Raw genomic sequence first — 22,615 nt, 5'->3', positions numbered from 1 at the left:
GCCACCTTGGCAACGCCCGGGATCGGCGGGCGCGCCATTCAAACGCCGCTGCGTCAAGTGCGCCTGCCCGGTCTGCGCTAGAGTCGAAGCCAGTTTGAGGTATACTGGCCGAGTCACCCCCCCGCGAAGAAGAGGTAACCCTGTGTACAGTTTGACCATTCTGATCGCCACCGGCGCCATCACTCTGCTAGTGGGGGGCGCTATCGGCCTGCTTATCGGCCGCCGCCTGTCCGCCGACGGCCAGCGGCTGCGCGACACGGAGCGCAAGCTGGACCAAATGACGCAGGACAAGCGCGCCTACGAGAACTCCGTTGTCGAGCACTTCTCGCAAACAGCACGCTTGCTGAACACGTTGACCGACTCCTATCGCAATGTGCACAACCACCTGGCCTCCGGTGCCGAAACCCTGTGCGAAGACAAGGGCCCGGTGTCGCTGGAGCGGCTGCAGGGCGGTGCTGAAGACGACGCGGAGATACCGGCGCACCTGGCGCAAATCCAGCCGCCGCTGGATTACGCGCCGAAAACCTCTCCCGGCGAGAAGGGCATGCTCAATGAAGAATTTGGCATAGAGCGCCAGCGCAAGCCGGTCGAGGAGCGCTGAGCCCCACGCTAAACCGGGTTGTCGATATCGATGAACCGGTGCTCCAGGCCAAACGCTTCCGCCAAGTGCGCGCCTAACGCCTGAACGCCGTAACGCTCGGTGGCGTGGTGCCCGGCGGCAATGAAGTGAATACCCTCCTCCCGCGCAATGTGCACCGTTGGCTCTGACGCCTCGCCGGTCAGAAACAGGTCTGCACCCGCAGCAACGGCATGCTGGATATACGACTGCGCCGCTCCCGTGCACCAGCCAATGCGTTGCACGAGCTCCCCGGCGTTACCCACGTGCAGTGGCTCACGCCCGGTCAAGCGCGCGATGTCGGCGACCAGTCCGGCCGCGCTGCGGGGCTCCGGCAACTGTCCAATATTGCCGACGGCATCGGCGACATCAGCGCGCAGCGGCTGCGAATCGGTGATCCCCAGCAGCGCACCCAGCCGGGCGTTGTTGCCCAACTCAGGGTGGGCATCCAGGGGCAGGTGGTACGCCAGCAGGCTGATATCGTGCTGTAACAACGCAGCCAGCCGTCGCCGCTTCATTCCCACCACCGGCTCGGCCTCGCCGCGCCAGAAGTAACCGTGGTGCACGATGATCGCATCTGCCTGTGCCGCGACCGCTGCGTCAAGCAGGGCCTGACACGCCGTCACGCCAGTCACCAGCCGCCGTACCTTTCCGCGACCCTCAACCTGCAGCCCGTTGGGGCAGTAATCGCGAAAGCGCCCCACGTCCAGCAACTGGTCGATGTAGTGTACGAGTTCCTTGAGCGATACAGACATGAGGGTATTCCGGGTTTTCTGCGGTTTCGTGGCTGTGGACAGACAGGCCATCATATACAATAGCGCTGCGAATCGACACACGGCCGCCACCCTATGACCAACAGCCTGCGCTATTTTGCCTGGCCCGCGATTGCCGGCCTGCTGGCGGCCCTGTTGATCCTGGATCGCTGGGTGCTGCCCCGCAACACCGTGGACAGCGGCGCGGATGCAGCCATGAGCTATGCCGCAGCGGTGCGCAGCGCCACACCCGCGGTTGTCAACATCTATACGGCAAAGCTCATTTCATCGCGCAATGATCCGCGCCCGGGCGACCTGTTCAACCGGCCGTCGAGCCGGATGCCAGCGCAACGCCAGCGCATTGAACGCTCACTGGGCTCCGGTGTGATCATGACCGCCGAGGGTCACATCCTGACCAACAATCACGTCATCCATGAAGCCGATGCCATCCAGGTTCTGCTGCAGGACGGGCGCTCGGCAAATGCCGTGGTGATTGGCACGGACCCGGCCACCGACCTCGCGGTCCTGAAGGTGCAACTCGAGGACCTGCAGCCGATTACCCTCGGCAATTCCGATGCCGCGCGCGTTGGCGATGTGGTGCTGGCTATTGGCAACCCGCTGGGCTTCGGCCACTCGGTGACCCAGGGTATCGTTTCCGCGCTGGGCCGGTATGGTCTGCAGCTGTCGGCCTACGAGGACTACATCCAGACCGATGCCATCATTCATCTGGGCAACTCCGGCGGTGCACTGGTCAATGCACGCGGTGAATTGCTCGGCATCAATACCCTGATTTACACCGGCACCGACCAGTCGAGAGGCGCCGCAACCGGTATCGGCATCAGCCTGGCTACGCCGGTCAATATGGCACTGTTCGTGATGGAAGACCTGATTCGCTATGGAGAAGTCATCCGCGGCTGGCTGGGTGTGAGCGTAGCACCGGTGCGCGGGCTGGATGAACGCCGGCCGGGCATGCAGTTACTGGAAGTCACCGCCATGGCGGAAGACAGCCCTGCGCAGCGCGCTGGTATTCAGGTGCGCGACATCATTACCCATATTGATGGTGAACCGGTGCAGGATGGGCGCATTACCATGCACCGGATTGCCCAGCTGCGCCCCGGAGAGAACATCGACATCACGGTGCAGCGCAATCAGCAGTCCATAGATCTGCGGGCCATTGTTGGCACCCTGCGACACTCCCCCACAATCTGACGACACGGCTCGCTCGCCATCCTGTGGCGGGACATCAGTCGTCGTGCAGGCGCAGTTCCGCGCTGCGGGCGTGGGCCGTCAGGCGCTCGCCCCGCGCAAGCGTCGAGGCAACACGACCCAGGGTTTGCACCCCGGCTTCACTGCACATGATAAGCGAGCTGCGCTTCTGGAAGTCGTAAACGCCAAGCGGTGAAAAGAAGCGGGCCGTGCGCGAGGTGGGCAGCACGTGGTTCGGGCCGGCGCAATAATCGCCCAGGCTTTCCGAGGTATAGGCGCCCATGAAAATCGCGCCGGCGTGGCGTATGTGCGGCAGTAACGCTTCCGGGTCCGCGACCGACAGCTCGAGGTGCTCCGGCGCCAGGCGGTTGCTGACTGCGACCGCCTCGGCGAGGTCGCGGGTGAGGATCAGTGCTCCACGGCCCGTCAGAGAAGCGCGAATAATATCGGCGCGCTCCATTGTCGGCAGCAGACGCTCGATACTCTCTGCCACGCGCTCGATGTAGCCCGCATCCGGGCACAGCAACAGTGACTGGGCGTTTTCATCGTGCTCCGCCTGTGAGAACAGGTCCATCGCAACCCAGTCGGCGTCGGTGGAGCCGTCGCAGACGATCAGTATTTCCGAGGGGCCGGCGATCATATCGATACCCACCCGGCCGAACACCTGCCGTTTGGCGGTGGCGACATAAATGTTGCCGGGGCCAACGATCTTGTCCACCGCAGGCACCGTGGCAGTACCGTAGGCGAGTGCCGCGACCGCCTGGGCGCCGCCCAGCGTGAACACGCGATCCACTCCGGCAATCGCGGCGGCGGCGAGCACCAGGTCATTGAGTTCGCCGCCCGGAGCCGGCACTACCATGATGATCTCTTCCACCCCGGCCACGCGCGCCGGCAGGGCATTCATGAGTACCGACGAGGGATAGCTGGCCTTGCCGCCGGGGACGTAAATACCGACGCGCTCCAACGCCGTGATCTGCTGGCCGAGCAGATTACCCTCGTCATCCCGGTACTGCCAACTGGCCTGCCGTTGATGCTCGTGATAACTGCGCACCCGCGCAGCGGCCTGCTCCAGGGCCTCCCGCTGCGGCGCAGGGATCGTCGCCAGCGCCTCCTGCAGGCGCTGCGGCGACACCTCGAGTTGCGCCGCGCTGGACAGCGAGCGGTCATCGAAGCGCGCTGTATATTCCAGCAGGGCGGCGTCACCGCGCTGGCGCACAGCCGCGATGATCTCGGCCACAGCCGCTTCCACCGAGGCGTCCAGCCCCTCTTCCCAGGCTGTCAGTGCTTCCAGGCGCTGAACAAAGTCTGCACTGCGGGTATCCAGGCGCTGCATGTCAGTTGTCCCCGGCTGCCGCCGCCAGGCGCTCAATCAGATCCTGTACAACACGGTAACGCGCGCGCATGGAGGCCTTGTTGACGATCAATCGGGAACTGATGTGCGCGATCTCGTCCAGAGGCTCCATACCGTTGGCACGCAGGGTATTCCCCGTATCGACAATATCCACAATCAGATCCGCCAGGTTCATCATCGGCGCGAGTTCCATCGCACCGTAGAGTTTTATCACATCGGCATGCACACCCTGCGCGGCAAAATGGCGACGGGCGATATTGACGAACTTGGTGGCCACCCGCACACGCGCGCCCGAGGCCGACCAGCCTACAGGCCCGGCAGTCATCAAACGGCAGCGGGCGATGCCCAGGTCGAGGGGTTCATAGAGCCCCTCGGCACCGTGCTCAAGCAGAATATCCTTGCCCACCACACCGATGTCCGCCGCGCCGTGGCGCACATAGGTGGGCACATCGGTACCGCGAATCACCACCAGCTGGATGTCCTCGCGCGTCGTCGCAAAGATCAGCTTGCGGCTGCTGTGAATATCCTCCAGCGGCTCGATGCCGGCCCTGGCCAGCAAGGGCAGGGTTTCCTGCAGGATGCGCCCTTTGGTCAGGGCCATGGTCAGTGGTTGCGCCATAGCGGCCTCAGCTCGACAGGCGGCGGATATCCGCCCCCAGTGCCTGCAGTTTCTCCTCGATGCACTCGTAACCGCGATCAATGTGGTAGATACGATCGATGATCGTCTCTCCCTGGGCGACCAGTGCGGCGATCACCAGACTCGCGGACGCGCGCAGGTCACTGGCCATAACCGGCGCACCCTGCAACCCCGGCTGTCCGGTGATGATCGCCGTGTTGCCCTCGATGACGATATGCGCGCCCATACGGTTCATTTCATGGGTCTGGATCAGGCGATTTTCAAAGACTGTCTCGGTCACCGTTGCCGTACCCTCGGCGATGGCATTCATCGCCGTGAACTGGGCCTGCATGTCAGTGGGGAAACCCGGGTAAGGTGCGGTCTTCACGCTCACCGCACGCGGCCGCCGGCCTTCCATATCCAGCGAAATCCAGTCTTCCCCCTGGTCCATCCGCGCACCGGCATCTGCCAGCTTGGCCAGCACCACCTCCAGCGCGTGAGGACAGGTGTCGCGCAACATGATGCGCCCGCCGGTCGCGGCGGCGGCCACCAGATAGGTACCGGTCTCTATACGGTCGGGCATCACGCGGTACTGGCAGCCGTGCAGACGCTCCACCCCGTCAATGGTGATGGTGTCGGAGCCGTGACCGCTGATGCGCGCGCCCATGGCGATCAGGCATTCGGCGAGGTCCACGACCTCCGGCTCGCGGGCAGCGTTCTCGATCACGGTGCGCCCGTTAGCCAACGCTGCCGCCATCATGATGTTCTCTGTGCCACCAACGGTGACGGTTTCCATCACGATGCGGGCACCGCGCAAGCGGCCATCGACCTCAGCATTGATGTAGCCGCCGTCAACGGTGATCTGCGCACCCATCGCCTCCAGGCCCTTGAGGTGCAGGTCCACAGGGCGACTGCCAATGGCACAACCCCCGGGGAATGACACGTGCGCGCGGCCAAATCGAGCCACCATGGGTCCGAGCACCAGAATCGAGGCGCGCATCGTCTTGACCAGCTCGTAGGGCGCGGAAAACTCGGTGACGTCACTGGCGTCCACCTCAATGCCCATTTTTTCGTCCAGGGTGAGCTTGACGCCCATGCAGCCAAGCAGCTCGATCATGGTGGTGATGTCATGCAGATGCGGCAAATTGCTGATCGTTACCCGTTCATCGGTCAGCAAGGTGGCGGCGAGAATAGGCAGTGCCGCGTTCTTGGCACCGGAAATGCGCAGCTCGCCGTGCAGGCGATGCCCGCCGCGAATAGCCAGTTTGTCCACTAGATGCTCCTGCCGAAGGGACTCAACTGTCCGCGGCCCATTGTTCGGGGGTAAACGTGCGAATATTGACCGCGTGTATACTGCCGTCAGCGATTTGCTCGGCAAGGCCCGCGTACACGAGTTGCTGCCGCTGCACCGGGCGCTTGCCCTCAAATACCGCACCAATCACCGTGATATCGTAGCGGTTGCCCGCCCCTTCTACCTGCACCTGGCACCCCTGCAGATGATTCTCGAGCAGCGCTGATACCGTTGCCGCGTCCATCATGTATTGTCCCCGAAATATCTCAATATGGCGCAAAACGCCGCATTCTAGGCGAATCGCCGGTCAGTGGCGAGCGCTGCGGCAGCCGATGCTGTGGCAGCCAATGCTGCGGCAGCCGATGCTGTGGAAGCCAACGCTGTGGCCGGCCAACCGCCTCGTCTTCAACCGTCGATGTCCACGGCCGACCACTGGGCGATCACGGTATCGAGGTCGCCGTCGTATTTGCGCGCAGAGGCTTCAAACTGACTGCGATAGATCTCCCCGAGGTTGACGTCCTCGATAACCAGATTGCGCAGCTTCCAACTGCCATCGCGATCGCGGCCCATGTGGTACACCAGAACATAGGGCTCCGCACCGCTGTTGTAAATCAGCTGTCGCACCGCGGCGCGAGGCCCCGCCGCTTCTTCATCGCTCAGGTCCGGCACTTCGATCCTCGAGCCGCCAAACGCCAGCAGGCCCTTGCCATAGGTGCGCACCAGGCCCTCACGCATCACCTCGGTGAAGCGCTCCAGTTGCGTTCGCAGCTGGTCGCGACCCGCAGCATCCAGCGAGCGGTAGCGCTCCACACTGGCGTAGGGACCCATCACACCGCGCGCGAAGCCGCGAAAGTCCACCACGTCATCCAGAATGGACTGTAAGTTGTCGTAGAAGCGTTCGGGTTCTGTGTCCATGTAGTCATCAGCTTCACTGACCGCCGACATGACCTGGTCCGTGGCCTCGCGCACCACATCGTGCGCACCCCGTGTCGCAACCGACTCGGAAGCCTGTACGTTAACGGCCACAACCATGAACAGGGTTGCAACCCACTGCAGCAATTGGGTCATACGTTATCCTTGAATGTCATTACATGCCGGCCGGCGCTCTGTATACTGCGCACCCACAACCCGGTACCGCAGGCCGTTGCGGTTTTTGACAACGCGGCGCCAGCTGCAGTTCCATGGTTGTGAAAGCGCGCTACTTTAACAGGATTTGCATGTTTATGCTGTTAGCAACAGCTGCCATTGTTATCGGGTTCCTGATTCTCATCTGGAGCGCCGACGTGTTCATCGCGGGCGCCGCTGCGCTTGCGGCCAACCTCGGCATGTCACCGATCATCATCGGCTTGACCATTGTATCCATTGGCACCTCGGCTCCCGAAATCCTCGTCTCCCTGACTGCCGCGCTCACCGATGCCGGCGAACTGGCGATCGGTAACGCCATCGGCTCCAACATTGCAAACATCGGACTGGTTTTGGGCATGACCCTGCTGATTGCACCGCTAAAAGTGCACCCCGGCTGCATGCGGCGCGAGCTTCCCACCCTGCTGCTGGTTACGCTGGGAACCGCAGTGCTGCTCATTGATGGCGAACTGTCCCGCGTCGACGGCATTGTCATGCTCGCCACCCTTGCGGTCATCATGACCAGCATGCTGCGCGGCGAAGCCACCGACCCCGAGCTGCTGCAGGAAGCGTCCGAGCTGACGCGCCAGCCCGCCCCCCTGCGTACTGCCTGGCTCAAGTTCGGCGGCGGTCTGCTACTGCTGGTCGCGAGCTCACGCTTGCTGGTATGGGGCGCAACCGGTATTGCCGAGCAACTCGGCGTGTCACAGCTGATTATCGGGCTGACCATCGTCGCCATCGGTACCAGCCTGCCGGAACTCGCGGCCACCGTGGCCAGCGCCCTGCGCGGTCATGCCGATATCGCCGTGGGCAATGTCATTGGCTCCAACCTGTTCAACCTGCTAGCCGTGATGGCCATTCCAGGCCTCATCGAGACGCAGGTCCTGAGTGAACTTGTGCTGTATCGCGACTACCTGACCATGGCCGGAATGACCCTGTTGCTGGCGGCGGCGGTGTACCTCAGCCGCGGGCGGCGCAAATCCGGTGACGGAGGCTACGCCTACATCGGCCGCAGCCTGGGCCTACTGTTACTGGCGGGTTACGGCCTGTATTATTACTGGCTGTACCGGACCCGCCAGGCCTGAGCCCTGCCATGCACGCACACGACCCCGATGCCCACATCGCTTCCGCGCAGCGCACCATTCGCATGGAGCGCGATGCCATAGCCCAACTCGAGCCGCGCATCGACGCCAGCTTCGCCCATGCCTGTGAGTTGCTGCTGGGCGTGACCGGCCGCGTGATCGTGACCGGTATGGGCAAGTCCGGGCATATCGCCAGCAAGATTGCCGCGACCCTGGCGAGCACAGGAACCCCGGCATTTTATGTGCACCCCGCCGAGGCCAGCCACGGGGATATCGGCATGATCACCGCCGACGATGCGGTGATTGCACTGTCCAACAGCGGTCGTTCGCCCGAGGTCGTCACCCTGTTGCCGCTGCTGAAACGACTCGGCATTCCGCTGGTCAGCATGACCGGTAACCCGGCCTCACCGCTCGCTGAAGCATCCGATGCCCACCTCGATACGGGCGTCGACACCGAGGCCTGCCCACTCAATCTGGCACCCACCTCCAGTACGACCACGGCGCTGGTGATGGGCGATGCGCTGGCTATCGCGCTGTTGGAGGCACGCGGCTTCAGTGCCGAGGACTTTGCCTTTTCGCACCCGGGCGGCACACTGGGCAAGAAGCTGTTGCTCAAGGTGGAAGACGTCATGCACACCGGCACGGCTATTCCCCGCGTGGAACCCTCCACCCCACTCTCCGCCGCGCTGCTGGAAATCAGTCGCAAGGGCCTGGGCATGACCACGGTCACCGGCCCTGAGGATGTGCTGGTCGGCATCTTCACCGATGGCGACTTGCGGCGAGCACTGGATGAGGCCGTGGACGTGCGCAACACCCCCATCAGCGAGCTCATGACGCGGGGCGCGAAGACCATTGGCCCCAACATGCTGGCGGCGGAGGCACTGCGTATCATGGAGGAAAACAAGATCACGTCCCTCGTAGTGCAACGCGGTGACCACATGGTCGGAGTCATTCACTTGATGAACCTGTTGCATGCGGGCATCGCCTGATATGGCCACCGCGCCACACACTGCGCTGGCCGTGCAACTGCTGGCACTGGACGTTGACGGCGTACTCAGCGATGGCCGCGTGACGTACGCCAGCGATGGCAGCGAGCTGAAGTCCTTCAACATTAAGGATGGACTCGGTATCAAGCTGCTGCAACGCTGTGGCGTACAGGTAGCGATCATCACCGGTCGACGCTCCGATATGGTCGCCAGGCGCGCCCGCGAACTCGGCATCGTCGAGCTGATGGAGGGCCGTGACGACAAACTGAATGCATTGCAGGAGCTTTGCGCACGGCTGGGTCTCACCCTGGCGGAATGCGCGTACATGGGAGACGATCTGCCCGACCTCGCCGCCATACGCGCCGCAGGCCTGGGGTTGACGGTGGCCGATGCCGTCACCGACGTACGCGCCGCCGCAGACTGGTGCAGCGTCGCCCCCGGCGGCGCGGGTGCTGTGCGCGAAGCCGCAGAGTGGTTGCTGCACGCACGGGGACAATGGGACAGCCTGCTGGCGGAGTTCGGCTGATGGAGCGCCGCAAGCGTCCATGGCTGCTGGCGGTTGCACTGGTGGGTGTTGCAGCCTGGTATCTCGGGTTTACCGGCGGCGGCCCCCTGGAGCGGCGCCCGGTCGCACAGCCGGCCGATATTGTGCAAACCTATCTGTTAAACTCGCGCAGCCTGACCTATGCGGAGAACGGTTCGCTGACCCAGGTCATGGAAGCCGCGCGGGTGGAACATCTCGCTGATACGCAGGTCTCAGACCTGGTCCGGCCAAGATTCTATTCCCACGATGGCGATGACCAGACCTGGTCGGCCAGCGCCGCACGGGGCAGGCTCAAGCACCGCACCAGCGTGCTTATCCTGCGCGACGACGTGGTGCTGACCGACGACAAGGCCGGCGGCGTGCTCGAAACCAGAGCCATGACACTGCACTTGCAACAACGCAGGGCGAAGTCAGAAGTGCCGGTCAAGCTGACGCAGGGCAACAACGTGCTTACCGCCGACGGGATGTACGCAGACCTGAAGCATCAAACCATACGCCTGACGCCTGGCGTGGAGGGTATCTATGTTCCAGAGGGCTCCTGACGGGAGTCGCATTGGCCCGCGTGCTGTCAGCATCGGGCTTGCGGTCATAGCAGTGTTGCTGGCGAGCGCCGCCCAGGCTCTCCCCAGCGATCGCGAGCAGCCAATTCGAATCAGCGCCGACCAGGCCCTGCGCGACGAGCGCGAGGGCTATACCGAGTACACCGGCAATGTACGCCTGCAGCAGGGCAGCCTGCAGATTCAGGCCAACAAGCTCACCATCTTTCATCGACAGGAAGCGGCTGACCGTATCGTGGCTGAAGGCAGCCCCGCACGACTGCAACAGCAGCCTGCCACGGACAAGGCCGTCATCCACGCCGCGGCGCTCAGTATTGAGTATTTCAAGTCGCAGGAGCGGGTGAAACTGAGCCGCGAGGCGCGCATCGAGCAGGAAGGCTCCATCGTGACCGGCAACACTATCGACTATTTCATGGCGGAACAGCGGGTCAAGGCCGATGCCGGGCGCCGCGAGGATGGCGGCCGTGTGGAAGTCGTTATCCCGGCGGACGCACTGGACGGCGAAGGGGAAGAGGCGGCACGTGGCGCAACTGAAAGCGAGTAACCTGGCCAAGGCCTACCGCGGCCGCAAAGTTGTGATCGATGTGTCGCTGGAGTTGTCCAGCGGGCAGGTGGTGGGGCTGCTGGGGCCCAACGGCGCCGGCAAGACAACGTGTTTCTACATGGTGGTCGGCATTATTACCGCGGATGCCGGGCGCATTGAGCTCAACGGCGAGGACATCACCTCCCTGGCGATGCACGATCGTGCACGGCGCGGCCTGGGCTACCTGCCACAGGAGGCCTCCATTTTTCGCAAGCTCAGCGTACAGGACAACCTGCTCGCCATTCTCGAAACGCGGCCTGATCTGGGCAAGGCAGAGCGACTGGCCCACTGCGACCGGCTGCTTGAGGAATTCCACCTGACCCACCTGCGCAGCAGCCTCGGACAGGCCCTTTCCGGTGGGGAGCGACGCCGCGTGGAAATCGCCCGGGCTCTGGCCACCGAACCCGACTTTATCCTCCTGGATGAGCCATTTGCCGGTGTCGACCCGATCTCGGTATCCGACATCAAGGACATCATCATCCACCTGCGCAAACGCGGCATCGGTGTTCTGATTACCGACCACAACGTGCGCGAAACGCTGGATATCTGTGAGCGTGCCTACATCGTCGGCGAGGGTCATATCATTGCCGAAGGCACCGCGCAGGAAGTGCTGGACAACCCCCGGGTGAGAAAAGTGTACCTGGGTGAGCACTTCAGGCTGTAGATCATACCCATACAGCCAAGGGGGGCCGCGCAGCGCTTAAGCAAATTTCGCGCCATCCTGTTGCGTGGCCGCATCCGCCGGCGCTACACTGCAGACAGTTGCCAACCCGAGGCGGTACCCGGGATGAATTCAGCCCTGTGATGAAACAGTCTCTCCAACTCAAGCTCGGCCAACAGCTGACCATGACGCCCCAGCTGCAGCAGGCTATCAAACTGCTGCAGCTGAGCACCCTGGATTTGCAGCAGGAGATTCAGCAGGCCCTGGACAGCAACCCGCTGCTGGAGCTGGCTGAAGACGACTACGATGCCGAGGCCGAAGCCAGCGCGCAGGCCACTGAGAACAGCCAGTCCACCGGCGAGGCAGGTGCGGAGCACACGGCGCCCGAGCGCGACACCAGCGCCAGCACCGAGGAGTGGCAAACCGACAGCCTGCCTGATGAGCTCCCCGTCGACACCCAGTGGGATGACCTGCTGCCCTCCTCCTCGGCCCCGGCCAGTCAGGGCGACGATGCCTTCGACGGCGACTTCGACGCCCGCAACAACGCGCGCGACAGCCTGCAGGACCAATTATTGTGGCAGCTCAACCTGACCCGGCTGTCTGACACCGACCGTATTATTGCCATGGCGATCATCGACGCCACCGATGCCAACGGACGCCTGCAGAGCACTGTCGAGGACATTCACGAGGCCCTCACCCCGGAACTGGATATCGACCTCGACGAGGTCGTCGCCGTGCTGCATTGCCTGCAGCAATTCGAGCCCGCGGGGGTCTGCACGCGCGACCTGCAGGAATGCCTGCTGGTACAGCTGCAGCAGTTGCCAGCCACTACACCCTGCGTTGAACAGGCGCAGCTGATGATCAGCCGGCACATGGCACAGCTGGGCAGCGGTGACTACAAGCAGATCATGCGCCGCATGCGCCTCACGGAAGAGCAGCTGAAAGCCGTCCTCGACCTGATTCGCACGCTGGACCCTAACCCCGGCCAAAGCGTCGGCGAGGACACCACGGAATATGTAGTACCCGATGTATTCGTGAGCAAGCGCAAAGGCCGCTGGGTGGTCGAACTCAACCCTGACATCGCACCGAAACTGCGTATCAACGACAGCTACGCGAGCCTGATTCGCCGCGCGGACAGCAGCGCCGACAACACCTTCCTCAAGGACAGCCTGCAGGAGGCGCGCTGGTTTCTGAAGAGCCTGCACAGCCGCAACGAAACCCTGATGAAGGTGGCCAGCAAGATCGTGGAACATCAGCGCAACTTTCTCGAGTTTGGCGAAGAAGCCATGAAGCCTCTGGTGCTGCACGACATCGCCGAGGCCATCGAAATGCACGAATCCACCATATCCCGCGCCACAACGCGCAAGTACATGCACACGCCACGGGGCATCTTCGAACTGAAGTATTTCTTTTCCAGCCACGTGGGCACAACCGAGGGAGGCGAGGCCTCTTCCACCGCCATCAAGGCCCTCATTCGCAAGCTGGTGGCAGCGGAGAACCCGCGCAAGCCGCTGAGCGACAGCAAGATTGCCGGCGTCCTGGAGGAACAGGGCCTGCAGGTGGCGCGGCGCACCGTGGCCAAATACCGCGAGATGCTGATGATCCCGCCATCCAATGAGCGCAAGAGATTGGTCTAGACTATCAGTGTACTGCCCGGCAGTACGTTGTCAGGTGTGCCGCCAAACGTCAGCGACACACCGGTTCCGGGCGGCCAGCCCGGGTTTCATCTGAAGAAGGAGTCAGGTATGCAATTGAACGTCAGCGGCCACCACGTAGAGGTTACCAACGCGCTGCGTGAGTATGTAGAAAGTAAGTTCGAGCGCCTGCAGCGACATTTCGACCAGATAACCAACACCGAAGTCACCCTGATTGTAGAAAAAATGGTACAGAAGGCGGAAGCCAATATTCACATCTCCGGAGCGGATATCTTTGCCGCAGCGGAATCGGAGGACATGTACGCCGCCATTGATGCACTGGCGGACAAACTCGACCGTCAACTCATCAAACACAAAGAGAAGGCGCGAGCCCGTTAGGAACTATCCATGCATGTTCTCTCTGAACTGCTGACGCCGGGGCGCACGGTTTGCCGGGCCCCCGGCAGCAGCAAAAAACGGCTTTTCGAAACACTGGCCAGCGTGGTGAGCGAGGACAGCCCGGGAATCACCGAGGCAGACATCTTCGCCCAGCTCATCGCACGGGAGCGCCTCGGCAGCACTGGCCTCGGTGCGGGCATCGCCATACCACATTGCCGTATCGCCAACTGCAACCAGCCCATCGGTTGCCTGGTGACGCTGGAAGAACCCATCGATTTTGATGCGCCGGATGATCTGCCGGTGGACATTCTGTTTGTGCTACTGGTACCCGAAGAGGCACACCAGACCCATCTGGAAATTCTCGCCCGCATCGCCCGGCTTTTCAGCCAGTCCAGCTTCTGCGAAGCCCTGCGCGACGCACCGGATAGCCGCGTACTGTTCCAGCGCGCTACCGAATGGCAGGCCTGACCTAACCCATGCATCTGGTCATCATTTCCGGGCGCTCAGGATCGGGCAAGAGCACAGCGCTGCACCAGCTCGAGGACGAGGGCTTCTACTGCATCGACAACCTGCCAGCCGCACTGCTGCCGGCACTTGTGGATGAGGCCAGCCGCCCGGGGTTCGAGCACTTTCGCGGCGCGGCGGTGTGCATTGATGCACGCAACGCCTGGCGTAACCTCGAGGATTTCAACGCCATTGTCGATGCGCTGCCGGACACGGTAAACAGCGAGATCCTGTTCCTCGAAGCGCAGGACAGCGTGCTGATCAAGCGCTTCAGCGAAACCCGGCGCAAACACCCGCTGAGCGGCGAGCAAATGCCCCTCGCCGAGGCCATCGAGCGCGAGCGCGAGCTGCTGGAGCCTATTGCCAGCGCCGCAGCGCTGGTGCTGGACACCAGCCAGATGACCATTTATGAACTGCGCGATGCGGTGCGCCAGCGCCTGATTGGCGAAAGTTCGGGCAGCATGTCGCTGCTGATTCAGTCGTTCGGCTTCAAGCGCGGCGTACCCACCGATGCCGACCTGGTGTTCGATGTGCGTATGCTACCCAACCCGCACTGGGTGAAGGAACTGCGTCTGCAGAACGGGCTCGACCCGGAGGTGCGCGACTTCCTGGAATCCCAGGCGATGACCGGCGATCTGTTCGACAGTATTTGCGCCTACCTGGACCGCTGGCTCCCCAGCTACCGTGACAGTAACCGCAGCTATATGACCGTGGCGATCGGTTGTACCGGTGGTCAACATCGGTCAGTATATCTTGCGGCCAGGCTCTACCGGCACTACAAGGAGCAGTACCCGCAGGTTCACATTCGGCACCGGGAACTGCAGTAGACGTGATACAGACACAATTGACCATCATCAACAAACTCGGCCTCCACGCGCGCGCGGCGGCCAAGTTTGTCAGCTGCACCGCCGCCTACAGCAGCAGCGTCAGGGCGGGTCGCGATGGCGAGATGGTCGACGGCAAAAGCATCATGTCCATCATGATGCTGGCAGCCGGCCAGGGTACCGTGCTCGATATCGAAGTGGACGGCCACGATGAGGAAGCGGCACTGGAAGCCCTGCGCACACTGGTCGAAAACCGCTTCGACGAAGGTGAATAGGTCACACTGACCCGCTGCCACGTTGTTCCACCGGCCGCTTTGCCGGATAATCCTGCACTCACTGCCACCAGCCCTATTTCCGCGGATTCGTGACTCATGGCGCAGCCCTCATCATCACAGGCAAGACTTGAACGCCTGTCCCAGGCGCTGGGGAGTGGCACGTTTGCAGACGTCAAGCGCATGCTCAACGGGCTTCCCGCCGCTGATGTTGCGCACCTGCTGGAATCCTCTCCGCCCAAATTCCGCCACATCCTCTGGCAGATGGTGGAGCTGGAGAATGAGGGTGACGTCATCAATGAGCTTGGCGACGAGCTGCGTGCGCATTTCCTCAGTGACATGGATGCGGCGGAAGTCGCACAGATCACCGAACACCTCCAGGACGACGACCTCGCCGATATCCTGCAGCAGCTGCCGGACCGGGTAACCCGGGAAGTTCTCGACTCGATGGACCAGCGGGACCGCACCCGGCTGGAACAGGTCATGAACTACCCGGACGATACCGCCGGTGGCCTCATGAGCACGGACACCATCACCATACGTCCGCCACTGACGCTGGATGTGGTGCTGCGCTACCTGCGTCGACACAACGAAATCCCGGCCATGACCGACAACCTGATCGTTGTGAATCGCAACGACCAGTTCATCGGGCTGCTGCCGCTGAACACCCTGCTGGTATCCGATCCGTCGGCCACCGTGCGCGAAATGATGCTCACCGATGTGCCGCCGATTCCTGCCGCCATGCCCGACGATGAAGTGGCGCGCCTGTTTGAGCGCAACGACTGGGTATCCGCCCCCGTGGTCGATGACGATGGCCGCCTGCTCGGTCGTATCACCATTGACGACGTGGTGGACGTGATTCGGGAAGACGCCGATCACTCGCTGACCTCGATGGCCGGCCTGGCAGAAGACACCGACACGTTCGCGCCGGTGCTCAACACCGCGAGCCGTCGCGCAATCTGGCTGGGCATCAATCTGCTCACGGCGTTTATCGCAGCGTCGGTGATCAACGTATTCCAGGAGACCATCGAGAAAGTCGTGGCACTGGCAGTGTTAATGCCCATCGTAGCCTCCATGGGGGGCATCGCCGGCACCCAGACCCTCACCGTGATGGTGCGCGGTATTGCCCTGGGCCAGGTCAGCAAGAACAACGAGTCCTGGCTGATCCACCGGGAGGTGGGGGCCGGCATCCTCAACGGCCTCCTGTGGGCTGCTGTGGTCGCGGTGGCGGCATCCGCCTGGTTTCAGGACTGGACGCTGGGCCTGATCATCGCCCTGGCTATCATCATCAACCTCGTGACTGCCGCCTTCACCGGCGCTGCCCTGCCGCTGCTGCTCAAGCGGCTGAAAATCGATCCGGCACTTGCGGGCGGCGTGGTGCTGACCACAGTGACTGACGTTGTTGGATTCTTCTCATTCCTTGGCCTGGCGACCTGGTTCTATGCCTGATTACACCCCCCCGCACGATGACCCCGATGCGCTGGAGCCGCCGAGTAAAAGTGAGCTCAAGCGGCGCATGACCGCGCTGCAGAATCTCGGCGAGGCGCTCACGGCACTCAGTGACAAACAGCTGCAGAAAGTCCCCATTGAGGATGCGCGCCTCCTGGAGGCCATTCACGAAGCGCAGCGGATATCCTCCAACAGCGCACGCCGCCGTCACCTGCAGTTTATCGGCAAGCTCATGCGCGACATCGACGCCGAGCCCATAGCCGCGGCACTCAGTGCCATGGATCAGGAACAGCACCGCCACGCAGCGCACTTCAAGGGGTTGGAACAGTTGCGTGACCGGCTCCTCAGTGAGGGCCCGGACACCATCGGGGACGTGGTGGAGCGCTGGCCGGCAACCGATCGTCAACACCTGCGCAACCTGCTGCTGCAGGCGCAGCGAGAACAAAAGCGTGGCCAGGCCCCCGCCGCCGCGCGCAAGCTGTTTCGCTATCTGCGCGAGCTCTCATCGGCTGCCGGCGAAGGCGCAGCGGCGGAAGCGGGCGACGACGACGCATCCTGAGTTGACTGGCCGTCTGCGGCTGGCTCGGGCGCAGGCACAACAAGCTCCTTCTCAGCCCCGTCCCGCGTGTCGAATATACGGTCCAGCCGCACCGCGGGCTCCTGCCACGTTCCAGAAATGCGGTAGACGGCGCTGGACAGCTGCGAGACCTGCTTCTCGAACAGCTTGCTGACCACGAACACCCCCGCCGCCACGGGCAGCCCCGCAGTGAGGGCGGCGACCCAGGGCAGGTTATTGGCGACCGGCAGCGTGGCGACAAGCTCCCCATCAAGCTCCCGCGAGGCGACATTCGAGCGGCCACTGAAACGGAAGCTGGAGCCAGCGCCGGTTACCGCGATCTGCGGCACGCGAATAACGCCGTCCTGCACACGCAATTCACCGCTCATGCGGTCAAAGGGAATACCTGACTCAAACCACTGCGTCAGGCTCAGGCGCTGCACAATATCCGCCAGGTCCAGAATACTCACCACCCGCAGCGCGCCCGACGTGCCCGCTGAGGCACTCAGGAAACGACCGTTCTCAAGCGCCAGCGTCAGGCCACCGCTGGCATCCGCCAGGGAGAACTGCTGGGGCGCGCCGGGCCACTGCATATCGACATCGAAACGGCCCTGTTCCGTTTCGACAATAGCCTCGTAACCCAGCGCCGTCAGCGTAGCAGCCAGGTCACCGGCGACCAGACCCATGCGCAGGCGCGTCCCCTGGTCAGACCAGGACAGCTCGGGGGCAGGGTCAGCCGCAATCTGCAAATCGGCTAGCCGGCCCTGCAGTTGCTGCACCTGCAGGCGCCGCTCTCCCGGGCGCAGGGCGAACGACAGCTGGCCCAGGGGGCGACCGCCACGCAGCAGCTCGGCAATGGCAACATCAATATCCGGCCAATCGCTGATGGCGCCGGGATCGGGGGCATCGCCGCCGCTACCCCCCAGGCCGGCAACATCCAGCCAGTCGACATTCAACACCAGGCTGGACAGGCCCGTGTCGGCACTCACCGCCGTACGCAACCAGGGCGCCTCAAGGGTACCGCGCCAGCCGGCGCTCGTTTGCTGCACATCAATCAGTGTGTCCCGCCAATCCTGGCCGGCAAACAGCAGGCTATCCACCAAAAGCTGCTCCACGTCCAGCTGCAGGGGCGCTGCGGCGGTTGCGGTTGCGGGCGCCGATGTGGGCGGCATTAGCGGCGCAAGAACGGCGTGCCAGGCATCAATATCCAGCAGGGCTGCATGACCGGAAAGGCGCAGGGTCCCTGACACAGGCGGCAGCGGCTGGTCCTGCAGGCCGAGGGAGACGGCATCCAGCTCACCTTCGCGCAGCACCGCCCGCGCCCACGCTCGATCGGCTGCACGCAGTTCCAGCAGCAGCGGACCGCTGCCCAGGCTGCTATCCAGCGTAAACGGGAGGGCTTCGTCGGGCGGCTTACCCCAGGTTTCCGGCAGCGCCAGCGCAACCCCGAGCAGGGATGAGCGCGCCCGTAACTGTGGCCGGGCTCCGGGCACAAACTCCAGTGTTGCCGTCACCGGTGCTTCACCCGCCACCCACTGCGGGAGTGCGCCCCCCAGCCAGTCACGCAACGACGCCATGGCAATATCGCCAGCCAGCGCCACACTCACCCCTGAGGCTTCTCCTTCGGCGCCGTGGGCATGTTGCGTCAGTGTGACATCGAGCTCACGCCCCCACAGCCGGGCCGTGACGCCTTCGGCGACAAACCCCTCCGCGCTGGTATACCGCAATTGGCCCGCCAGCCCGTCGATATCCAGCCCCCCGGGACGAATGGCGAGTTCACCGTCCGCCAGGGCAACCTCCAGTGCCACCTGTGTTGGCAAGCCGGCGTCCTCAAGTGGTAAATCGAGCGAGAGGTCGAGCTGCAGGTCGCCTGTTGCGGACCATTGCTGCAGTGCGCCTTGCATCGTATCGTCGAGGGGCGATTCATTGATGACCCTGAGTCCATCTGCGGCGCTGCCCTTGCCACTGGCCGCAATGGCCAACCGCAACCGCCCCGCCGGTGTACGCCAGGTTTCCGCAGACACGCCGCTGACTGCAGAGGAATAGAGCCGGGCCTGATCCGCCCAGACGCTGACCTGGGCATCATCAATCAGCACGGTGCCTTCAGGTACGGACAAGGCGGGCCAGCGAGGGTGATAGGCCAGCTCGGCATCGCGCAGCGCAAAGAACAGTTGCACCGTGCGCCGGGTGGACAGGCCAGGACGCAAACTGCCCCGCCAGATAAATCCACCGGCGTCGAGCGTTGCCCGTTGCACGCTGCTTTCGAGCCAGGTCAACAACTTGTCATCGAGAATATGCGGCAGGTAGCGCTGCCGATAGCGCGCATCCGAATCGCGCAGACCCACCAGCAAATCCATTTCAATCCCGGTCTGCGTGGCCGCCAGTGGAATCCACAAACCCAACAGCGCGTGCGCTTCCCCCTCCTCACCCACAGCGGTAAGCAGGCCGCTGTCGAGCGCCACGCCGGTCTCTGACCACGCGATGTCCAGGCTGCCAAACAGCTCGCGGTAAGCCAGCGCCTCGCTGAACACCGTGGGGAAGTCCAGCGCGATATTCTCGCTGTCGAGCGTCAGGTGGCCGCGCGACGGCGCCAACTGCAGGTGACCACTGGCGCCCGTGACGCCAGGCGCACCGCGCCAGGACGCGAGGGATACATCGGCAAAGCCTAGCGACAGGGCCCACGCAGGCAGGTCCGTCGTCATGTCGTCGAGGGTAAACTGCAGCTCGCGCAACTCACCGCCGGGCTGCAGGTCACTCAGTACCGTGGCGAGGCCCTCCGGTAACACGCCAGCCGCTTGCACCAGACCTGCAGTTTCGGTCAGCGGCAACGCGCGCCCGCGCACACGCAGAGAGTCGCCCCAGACGTCAATCTGCAACCGCGGTACCGCGAGCTGACTGCCCGCGTGAGTAATCTGCAGGTCAGAGACGAAAACACCCAGCCGCTGACCCTGCTGCTGCAGGCCCGCCTCCAGACTGAGTCGGTCCACCGGCAGCGACCATCCTCCCGTTGCCCCTCGCAAGATCAGATCCTCGCCCGACAGCCTCCAGCGTAAATCCGACATCTCGCCGTTCCAGTCCAGCCAGCCCTCCACCAGCGCCTTGCCCGAGGCACCGAGCGGCAACGGCTGCCCCCAGAGCGGCCGCCAGCGGTCGAGTGTCGCGAGGTCGGCGAGTGCCGCGTTGATATACACCACGCCGTCGTAGCGCGCGGGGGACAGCGGGTCGCCAATGCCATCTGCGAGTACGCGAATGTGGCTGCCATCCACCGCGTCCAGCGTGGCCCGCAGTTGCCGACGGCTACCGTCGCGCTGCAGGGCCAGGTTGAGGCTCAACACTTCCTGTTGCGCGGCCGGAGACTGCAGGTAGAGCGTATTGTTTTCGAGGGTCACATGCCGGCTATCGAGCAACAGAGCCCGCAAGCGCGCTGCGGCATCGCCGCCGCTACCGCCCAGCCCCATGAGCCTGAATTCACCGCTTGCCGTAATTTCCCCCGACAGCAACAACTCGCTGAGACGTAAATGGCCAATCCGCAACGAGCCCTGTAACAGGCTACCCCACACATCAATGGCGACGCGGCCACCGCCGAGTGTCAGTGGTTCACCGTCCGCGAAAACCAGTTGCAGATCGCGGAAAACCAGCTCCGGGCCAAAGCCGTGCCATTCTGCCGCCAATGCACCGCGCTCGATATGAAACGGCACGTGCGCACTCAGGTTCTGTATAAGCCATTGCTGGTTTGCTGCAACCATGCCCACCAGCACACGACCCGCGCTCACATACACCGCCAGCGCAACCACCGTGGCGACCATACCCCGCCACAGCAAGCGACTTATGCGATGGTAGATGGACAGGGGTTCAGTCACCGGCAGCGACCACTGCGGAAAGCGAGGGGCCCGTTTGCTTGCGGGTGAAAAGCACCACTCCCAGCGGGTCTGCCCGGTGCACACGACCACAGGTGCCATCTTCTGCCAGCAGCCGCTGCAACAACGCCACCACCTGCCGCCACGCCGCGGGTTCGGCGAGCGAAATAAAATCGACCGCCACCAGACCGCCAATGCCGCGCAACCGCAACTGTCGGGGAATAGCTTCCGCCGCTTCCAGATTGGCCGTGAGTGCGGCATCGCTGCGATCGCTGCTGGCGCCGGTGTTAACGTCCACGGTCGTCATCGCTGCCGTTTCCTCGATGATCAAACTGCCCCCGGAGGGCAGCGGAACCCGAGGCTGCAGCAGCGCCTCAATGGCCCTGTCCACACCGTGGCGCGCAAACAATGAAAGACTCCCGCCGTTGTGTTCTACCAGCGGTGCAAGTGCGGGTCGCTGCAGTGCACACCAGGCGCGCAGCGCGTCTGCCGTGTCGGTGTCGTCCACCCGAATCACACGCGGCACCGGCCCGCCGTAGTCCCGCAACACTCGCTGGGCAAATGGCAATTCCGGCCAAACGCGCTGCGCGGGAGCGTCCCGCGCGCCCGCGTCTTGCAGCTCGCGCCAGATCGTCGCAAGCCGGGCAGCCTCGTCGCGCAGTAGCGACTCTGCAACATCTGCCGACGCTGTGCGCGCCAGCAGCGACGCGCCCTCGACGTCCGCCGCCAGCTCTGCCAGCAGGCTGCCCAGCCGGCGGCGGGTTGCCGGATCTTCGATTCGGCGCGAGAGGGATGGGCGCGAATGCCCCGCCAGCAGCACAAGGTGGGGGCCGGGCAAGGCCAGATCGAGATCAAGACGGGGCTGCTTGTCCCCTACGGCGTCACGGGTAACCTGCACCAGCAGCTTCTGTCCCTGCCGCAGAGCGGGCAATGAGCGCCCGTCAGGCGCGCGCTCGGGCAGCGACAACAGGCCCTGCAACCCGGGTGCCAATTCCACGAAGCCGGCCTCCATTCCCGGGAGTAGCCGCGTCACGTAACCACGATAAATGGCGCCGACCCGAGCGGAACCGTCGCGCCACTCAAGACACAACTCCTGCAGTGCTCCACCGCGCACACGCGCCATACCTTGCCGATCGGCGCTGGCGCTGATCAGTATCTCGTCATGCATCGACGGGCCCGAGGCGACCGGCGACACCGTGAGCCGCGAGCAGCTCCCGGGTTTCTGCCAGGGGCATACCCACCACATTGCTGTAGCTGCCCTCAATACCGCGCACCAGGGCACCACCCAGCCCCTGGATACCGTAGCTCCCCGCTTTATCCCAGGGCTCATCGGTTGCGAGATAGCTCTCGCAGAGCTCCCGGGTCAGGTTGACGAAGGTGACGCGGGTTTCCACTGCAAACTCGGCGTAGCCATCCGCATGTGCCAGGCAGACAGCCGTGATGACCTGGTGGGTGCGCCCGCTAAGGCGGGCGAGCATACCGAGGCCGGAGAAATGGTCGGCAGGCTTGCCGAGAATATCGTCGTCGATCACCACGGTGGTGTCCGCGGCGAGCACAAGCTCACCGGAGCCGCGGCGGCTGCGCACCGCAGCGGCCTTTTCCCGCGCCATGCGCACAACGTAGTCCTGCGCCCCCTCACCCGGTTGCGCTGTTTCGTCGATATCAGCCGGATCCACCGCAAAATGCACGCCGAGTTGAGCGAGCAGTTCCTGACGGCGCGGCGAGGCAGAGGCGAGAATCAGAAGTGACATGA

The 22,615-nt window shown here is 63.6% G+C and carries 24 protein-coding genes; 15 read left to right on the top strand and 9 right to left on the bottom strand.

Annotated features, from left to right (window positions below; all coding sequences use genetic code 11):
* Window positions 1-142: 142 nt before the first annotated feature.
* Entirely contained in the window at window positions 143-601 is a 459-nt protein-coding gene (locus G533_RS0115190) for a Z-ring associated ZapG family protein (RefSeq protein ID WP_035528441.1), read from the top strand.
* Between the two features lie 8 nt (window positions 602-609).
* On the opposite strand, the gene G533_RS0115185 is transcribed toward G533_RS0115190, so the two are convergent.
* Window positions 610-1,371: a Nif3-like dinuclear metal center hexameric protein gene (locus G533_RS0115185; protein ID WP_027950698.1), complete on the bottom strand. Its 762-nt coding sequence runs from the start codon at window positions 1,369-1,371 to the stop codon at window positions 610-612.
* 93 nt (window positions 1,372-1,464) lie between these two features.
* Between G533_RS0115185 and G533_RS0115180 the strand changes: the two genes are divergently transcribed.
* The gene (locus G533_RS0115180) at window positions 1,465-2,577 is read left to right on the top strand and encodes a S1C family serine protease (RefSeq protein WP_027950697.1); all 1,113 of its coding nucleotides are present in this window, start codon (window positions 1,465-1,467) and stop codon (window positions 2,575-2,577) included.
* A 34-nt stretch (window positions 2,578-2,611) separates the two neighbouring features.
* On the opposite strand, the gene hisD is transcribed toward G533_RS0115180, so the two are convergent.
* The 5 genes from hisD to G533_RS0115155 all read right to left on the bottom strand — a co-directional run bounded on the left by hisD (window position 2,612) and on the right by G533_RS0115155 (window position 6,900).
* The gene (hisD, locus tag G533_RS0115175) at window positions 2,612-3,907 is read right to left on the bottom strand and encodes a histidinol dehydrogenase (RefSeq protein ID WP_027950696.1); all 1,296 of its coding nucleotides are present in this window, start codon (window positions 3,905-3,907) and stop codon (window positions 2,612-2,614) included.
* A 1-nt stretch (window position 3,908) separates the two neighbouring features.
* Window positions 3,909-4,544 (bottom strand): ATP phosphoribosyltransferase, encoded by a 636-nt coding sequence (hisG, locus tag G533_RS0115170; protein ID WP_027950695.1) that lies wholly within the window; start codon window positions 4,542-4,544, stop codon window positions 3,909-3,911.
* A 7-nt stretch (window positions 4,545-4,551) separates the two neighbouring features.
* Window positions 4,552-5,814: a UDP-N-acetylglucosamine 1-carboxyvinyltransferase gene (murA, locus tag G533_RS0115165; RefSeq protein WP_027950694.1), complete on the bottom strand. Its 1,263-nt coding sequence runs from the start codon at window positions 5,812-5,814 to the stop codon at window positions 4,552-4,554.
* A 22-nt stretch (window positions 5,815-5,836) separates the two neighbouring features.
* The gene (locus tag G533_RS0115160; RefSeq protein WP_338035408.1) at window positions 5,837-6,079 is read right to left on the bottom strand and encodes a BolA family protein; all 243 of its coding nucleotides are present in this window, start codon (window positions 6,077-6,079) and stop codon (window positions 5,837-5,839) included.
* A gap of 158 nt (window positions 6,080-6,237) precedes the next feature.
* Window positions 6,238-6,900, bottom strand: a complete 663-nt coding sequence (locus tag G533_RS0115155; RefSeq protein WP_027950692.1) for an MlaC/ttg2D family ABC transporter substrate-binding protein — start codon at window positions 6,898-6,900, stop codon at window positions 6,238-6,240.
* Window positions 6,901-7,055: 155 nt separating this feature from the next.
* Between G533_RS0115155 and G533_RS0115150 the strand changes: the two genes are divergently transcribed.
* From G533_RS0115150 to yjgA, 13 genes are all read left to right on the top strand, one after another.
* A complete protein-coding gene (locus tag G533_RS0115150) occupies window positions 7,056-8,039 on the top strand; it encodes a calcium/sodium antiporter (RefSeq protein WP_027950691.1) in 984 nt (327 codons plus the stop codon).
* A gap of 8 nt (window positions 8,040-8,047) precedes the next feature.
* Window positions 8,048-9,025 (top strand): KpsF/GutQ family sugar-phosphate isomerase, encoded by a 978-nt coding sequence (locus G533_RS0115145; RefSeq protein WP_035528437.1) that lies wholly within the window; start codon window positions 8,048-8,050, stop codon window positions 9,023-9,025.
* Entirely contained in the window at window positions 9,009-9,548 is a 540-nt protein-coding gene (locus G533_RS0115140; RefSeq protein ID WP_051230427.1) for a KdsC family phosphatase, read from the top strand. Before G533_RS0115145 ends, G533_RS0115140 begins: the two co-directional genes overlap by 17 nt.
* Window positions 9,548-10,108, top strand: a complete 561-nt coding sequence (lptC, locus tag G533_RS0115135) for an LPS export ABC transporter periplasmic protein LptC (RefSeq protein WP_027950688.1) — start codon at window positions 9,548-9,550, stop codon at window positions 10,106-10,108. Before G533_RS0115140 ends, lptC begins: the two co-directional genes overlap by 1 nt.
* Window positions 10,089-10,667 (top strand): lipopolysaccharide transport periplasmic protein LptA, encoded by a 579-nt coding sequence (gene lptA / locus G533_RS22240; RefSeq protein ID WP_051230425.1) that lies wholly within the window; start codon window positions 10,089-10,091, stop codon window positions 10,665-10,667. The genes lptC and lptA overlap by 20 nt, the downstream gene beginning before the upstream one ends.
* Window positions 10,645-11,370, top strand: coding sequence for an LPS export ABC transporter ATP-binding protein (gene lptB / locus G533_RS0115125; RefSeq protein ID WP_027950687.1), 726 nt, complete (start codon window positions 10,645-10,647; stop codon window positions 11,368-11,370). Before lptA ends, lptB begins: the two co-directional genes overlap by 23 nt.
* A 140-nt stretch (window positions 11,371-11,510) precedes the next feature.
* A complete protein-coding gene (locus tag G533_RS0115120; protein WP_027950686.1) occupies window positions 11,511-13,004 on the top strand; it encodes an RNA polymerase factor sigma-54 in 1,494 nt (497 codons plus the stop codon).
* Window positions 13,005-13,112: 108 nt separating this feature from the next.
* Window positions 13,113-13,400, top strand: a complete 288-nt coding sequence (gene hpf, locus G533_RS0115115; protein WP_027950685.1) for a ribosome hibernation-promoting factor, HPF/YfiA family — start codon at window positions 13,113-13,115, stop codon at window positions 13,398-13,400.
* 9 nt (window positions 13,401-13,409) lie between these two features.
* Window positions 13,410-13,868: a PTS IIA-like nitrogen regulatory protein PtsN gene (gene ptsN, locus G533_RS0115110; RefSeq protein WP_027950684.1), complete on the top strand. Its 459-nt coding sequence runs from the start codon at window positions 13,410-13,412 to the stop codon at window positions 13,866-13,868.
* Window positions 13,869-13,876: 8 nt separating this feature from the next.
* Entirely contained in the window at window positions 13,877-14,731 is an 855-nt protein-coding gene (gene rapZ / locus G533_RS0115105) for an RNase adapter RapZ (protein ID WP_027950683.1), read from the top strand.
* Between the two features lie 2 nt (window positions 14,732-14,733).
* Window positions 14,734-15,003, top strand: coding sequence for an HPr family phosphocarrier protein (locus G533_RS0115100; RefSeq protein WP_027950682.1), 270 nt, complete (start codon window positions 14,734-14,736; stop codon window positions 15,001-15,003).
* A gap of 96 nt (window positions 15,004-15,099) precedes the next feature.
* Window positions 15,100-16,449 carry a magnesium transporter gene (gene mgtE / locus G533_RS0115095; RefSeq protein WP_027950681.1) on the top strand — a complete coding sequence of 450 codons (1,350 nt, stop codon included), beginning with the start codon at window positions 15,100-15,102 and terminating at the stop codon, window positions 16,447-16,449.
* Complete coding sequence (gene yjgA / locus G533_RS22235; RefSeq protein WP_035528433.1) at window positions 16,442-17,008, top strand: ribosome biogenesis factor YjgA; 567 nt, start codon at window positions 16,442-16,444, stop codon at window positions 17,006-17,008. The genes mgtE and yjgA overlap by 8 nt, the downstream gene beginning before the upstream one ends.
* On the opposite strand, the gene G533_RS0115085 is transcribed toward yjgA, so the two are convergent.
* The 3 genes from G533_RS0115085 to G533_RS0115075 are packed head-to-tail and all read right to left on the bottom strand — an operon-like array spanning window position 16,936 to window position 22,613.
* Window positions 16,936-20,865 (bottom strand): YhdP family phospholipid transporter, encoded by a 3,930-nt coding sequence (locus G533_RS0115085; protein WP_027950680.1) that lies wholly within the window; start codon window positions 20,863-20,865, stop codon window positions 16,936-16,938. The genes yjgA and G533_RS0115085 overlap by 73 nt on opposite strands.
* Window positions 20,858-22,030 (bottom strand): ribonuclease E/G, encoded by a 1,173-nt coding sequence (locus tag G533_RS0115080; RefSeq protein ID WP_027950679.1) that lies wholly within the window; start codon window positions 22,028-22,030, stop codon window positions 20,858-20,860. The genes G533_RS0115085 and G533_RS0115080 overlap by 8 nt, the downstream gene beginning before the upstream one ends.
* The gene (locus G533_RS0115075; protein WP_027950678.1) at window positions 22,023-22,613 is read right to left on the bottom strand and encodes a Maf family protein; all 591 of its coding nucleotides are present in this window, start codon (window positions 22,611-22,613) and stop codon (window positions 22,023-22,025) included. Before G533_RS0115075 ends, G533_RS0115080 begins: the two co-directional genes overlap by 8 nt.
* Between the last annotated feature and the right edge of the window lie 2 nt (window positions 22,614-22,615).

Source organism: Haliea salexigens DSM 19537 (genome assembly GCF_000423125.1).
In the GTDB taxonomy this organism is placed as follows: domain Bacteria; phylum Pseudomonadota; class Gammaproteobacteria; order Pseudomonadales; family Halieaceae; genus Haliea; species Haliea salexigens.
The sequence above is the reverse complement of the archived record's forward strand: the minus strand, read 5'-3'. Positions and strand labels throughout refer to the sequence as shown.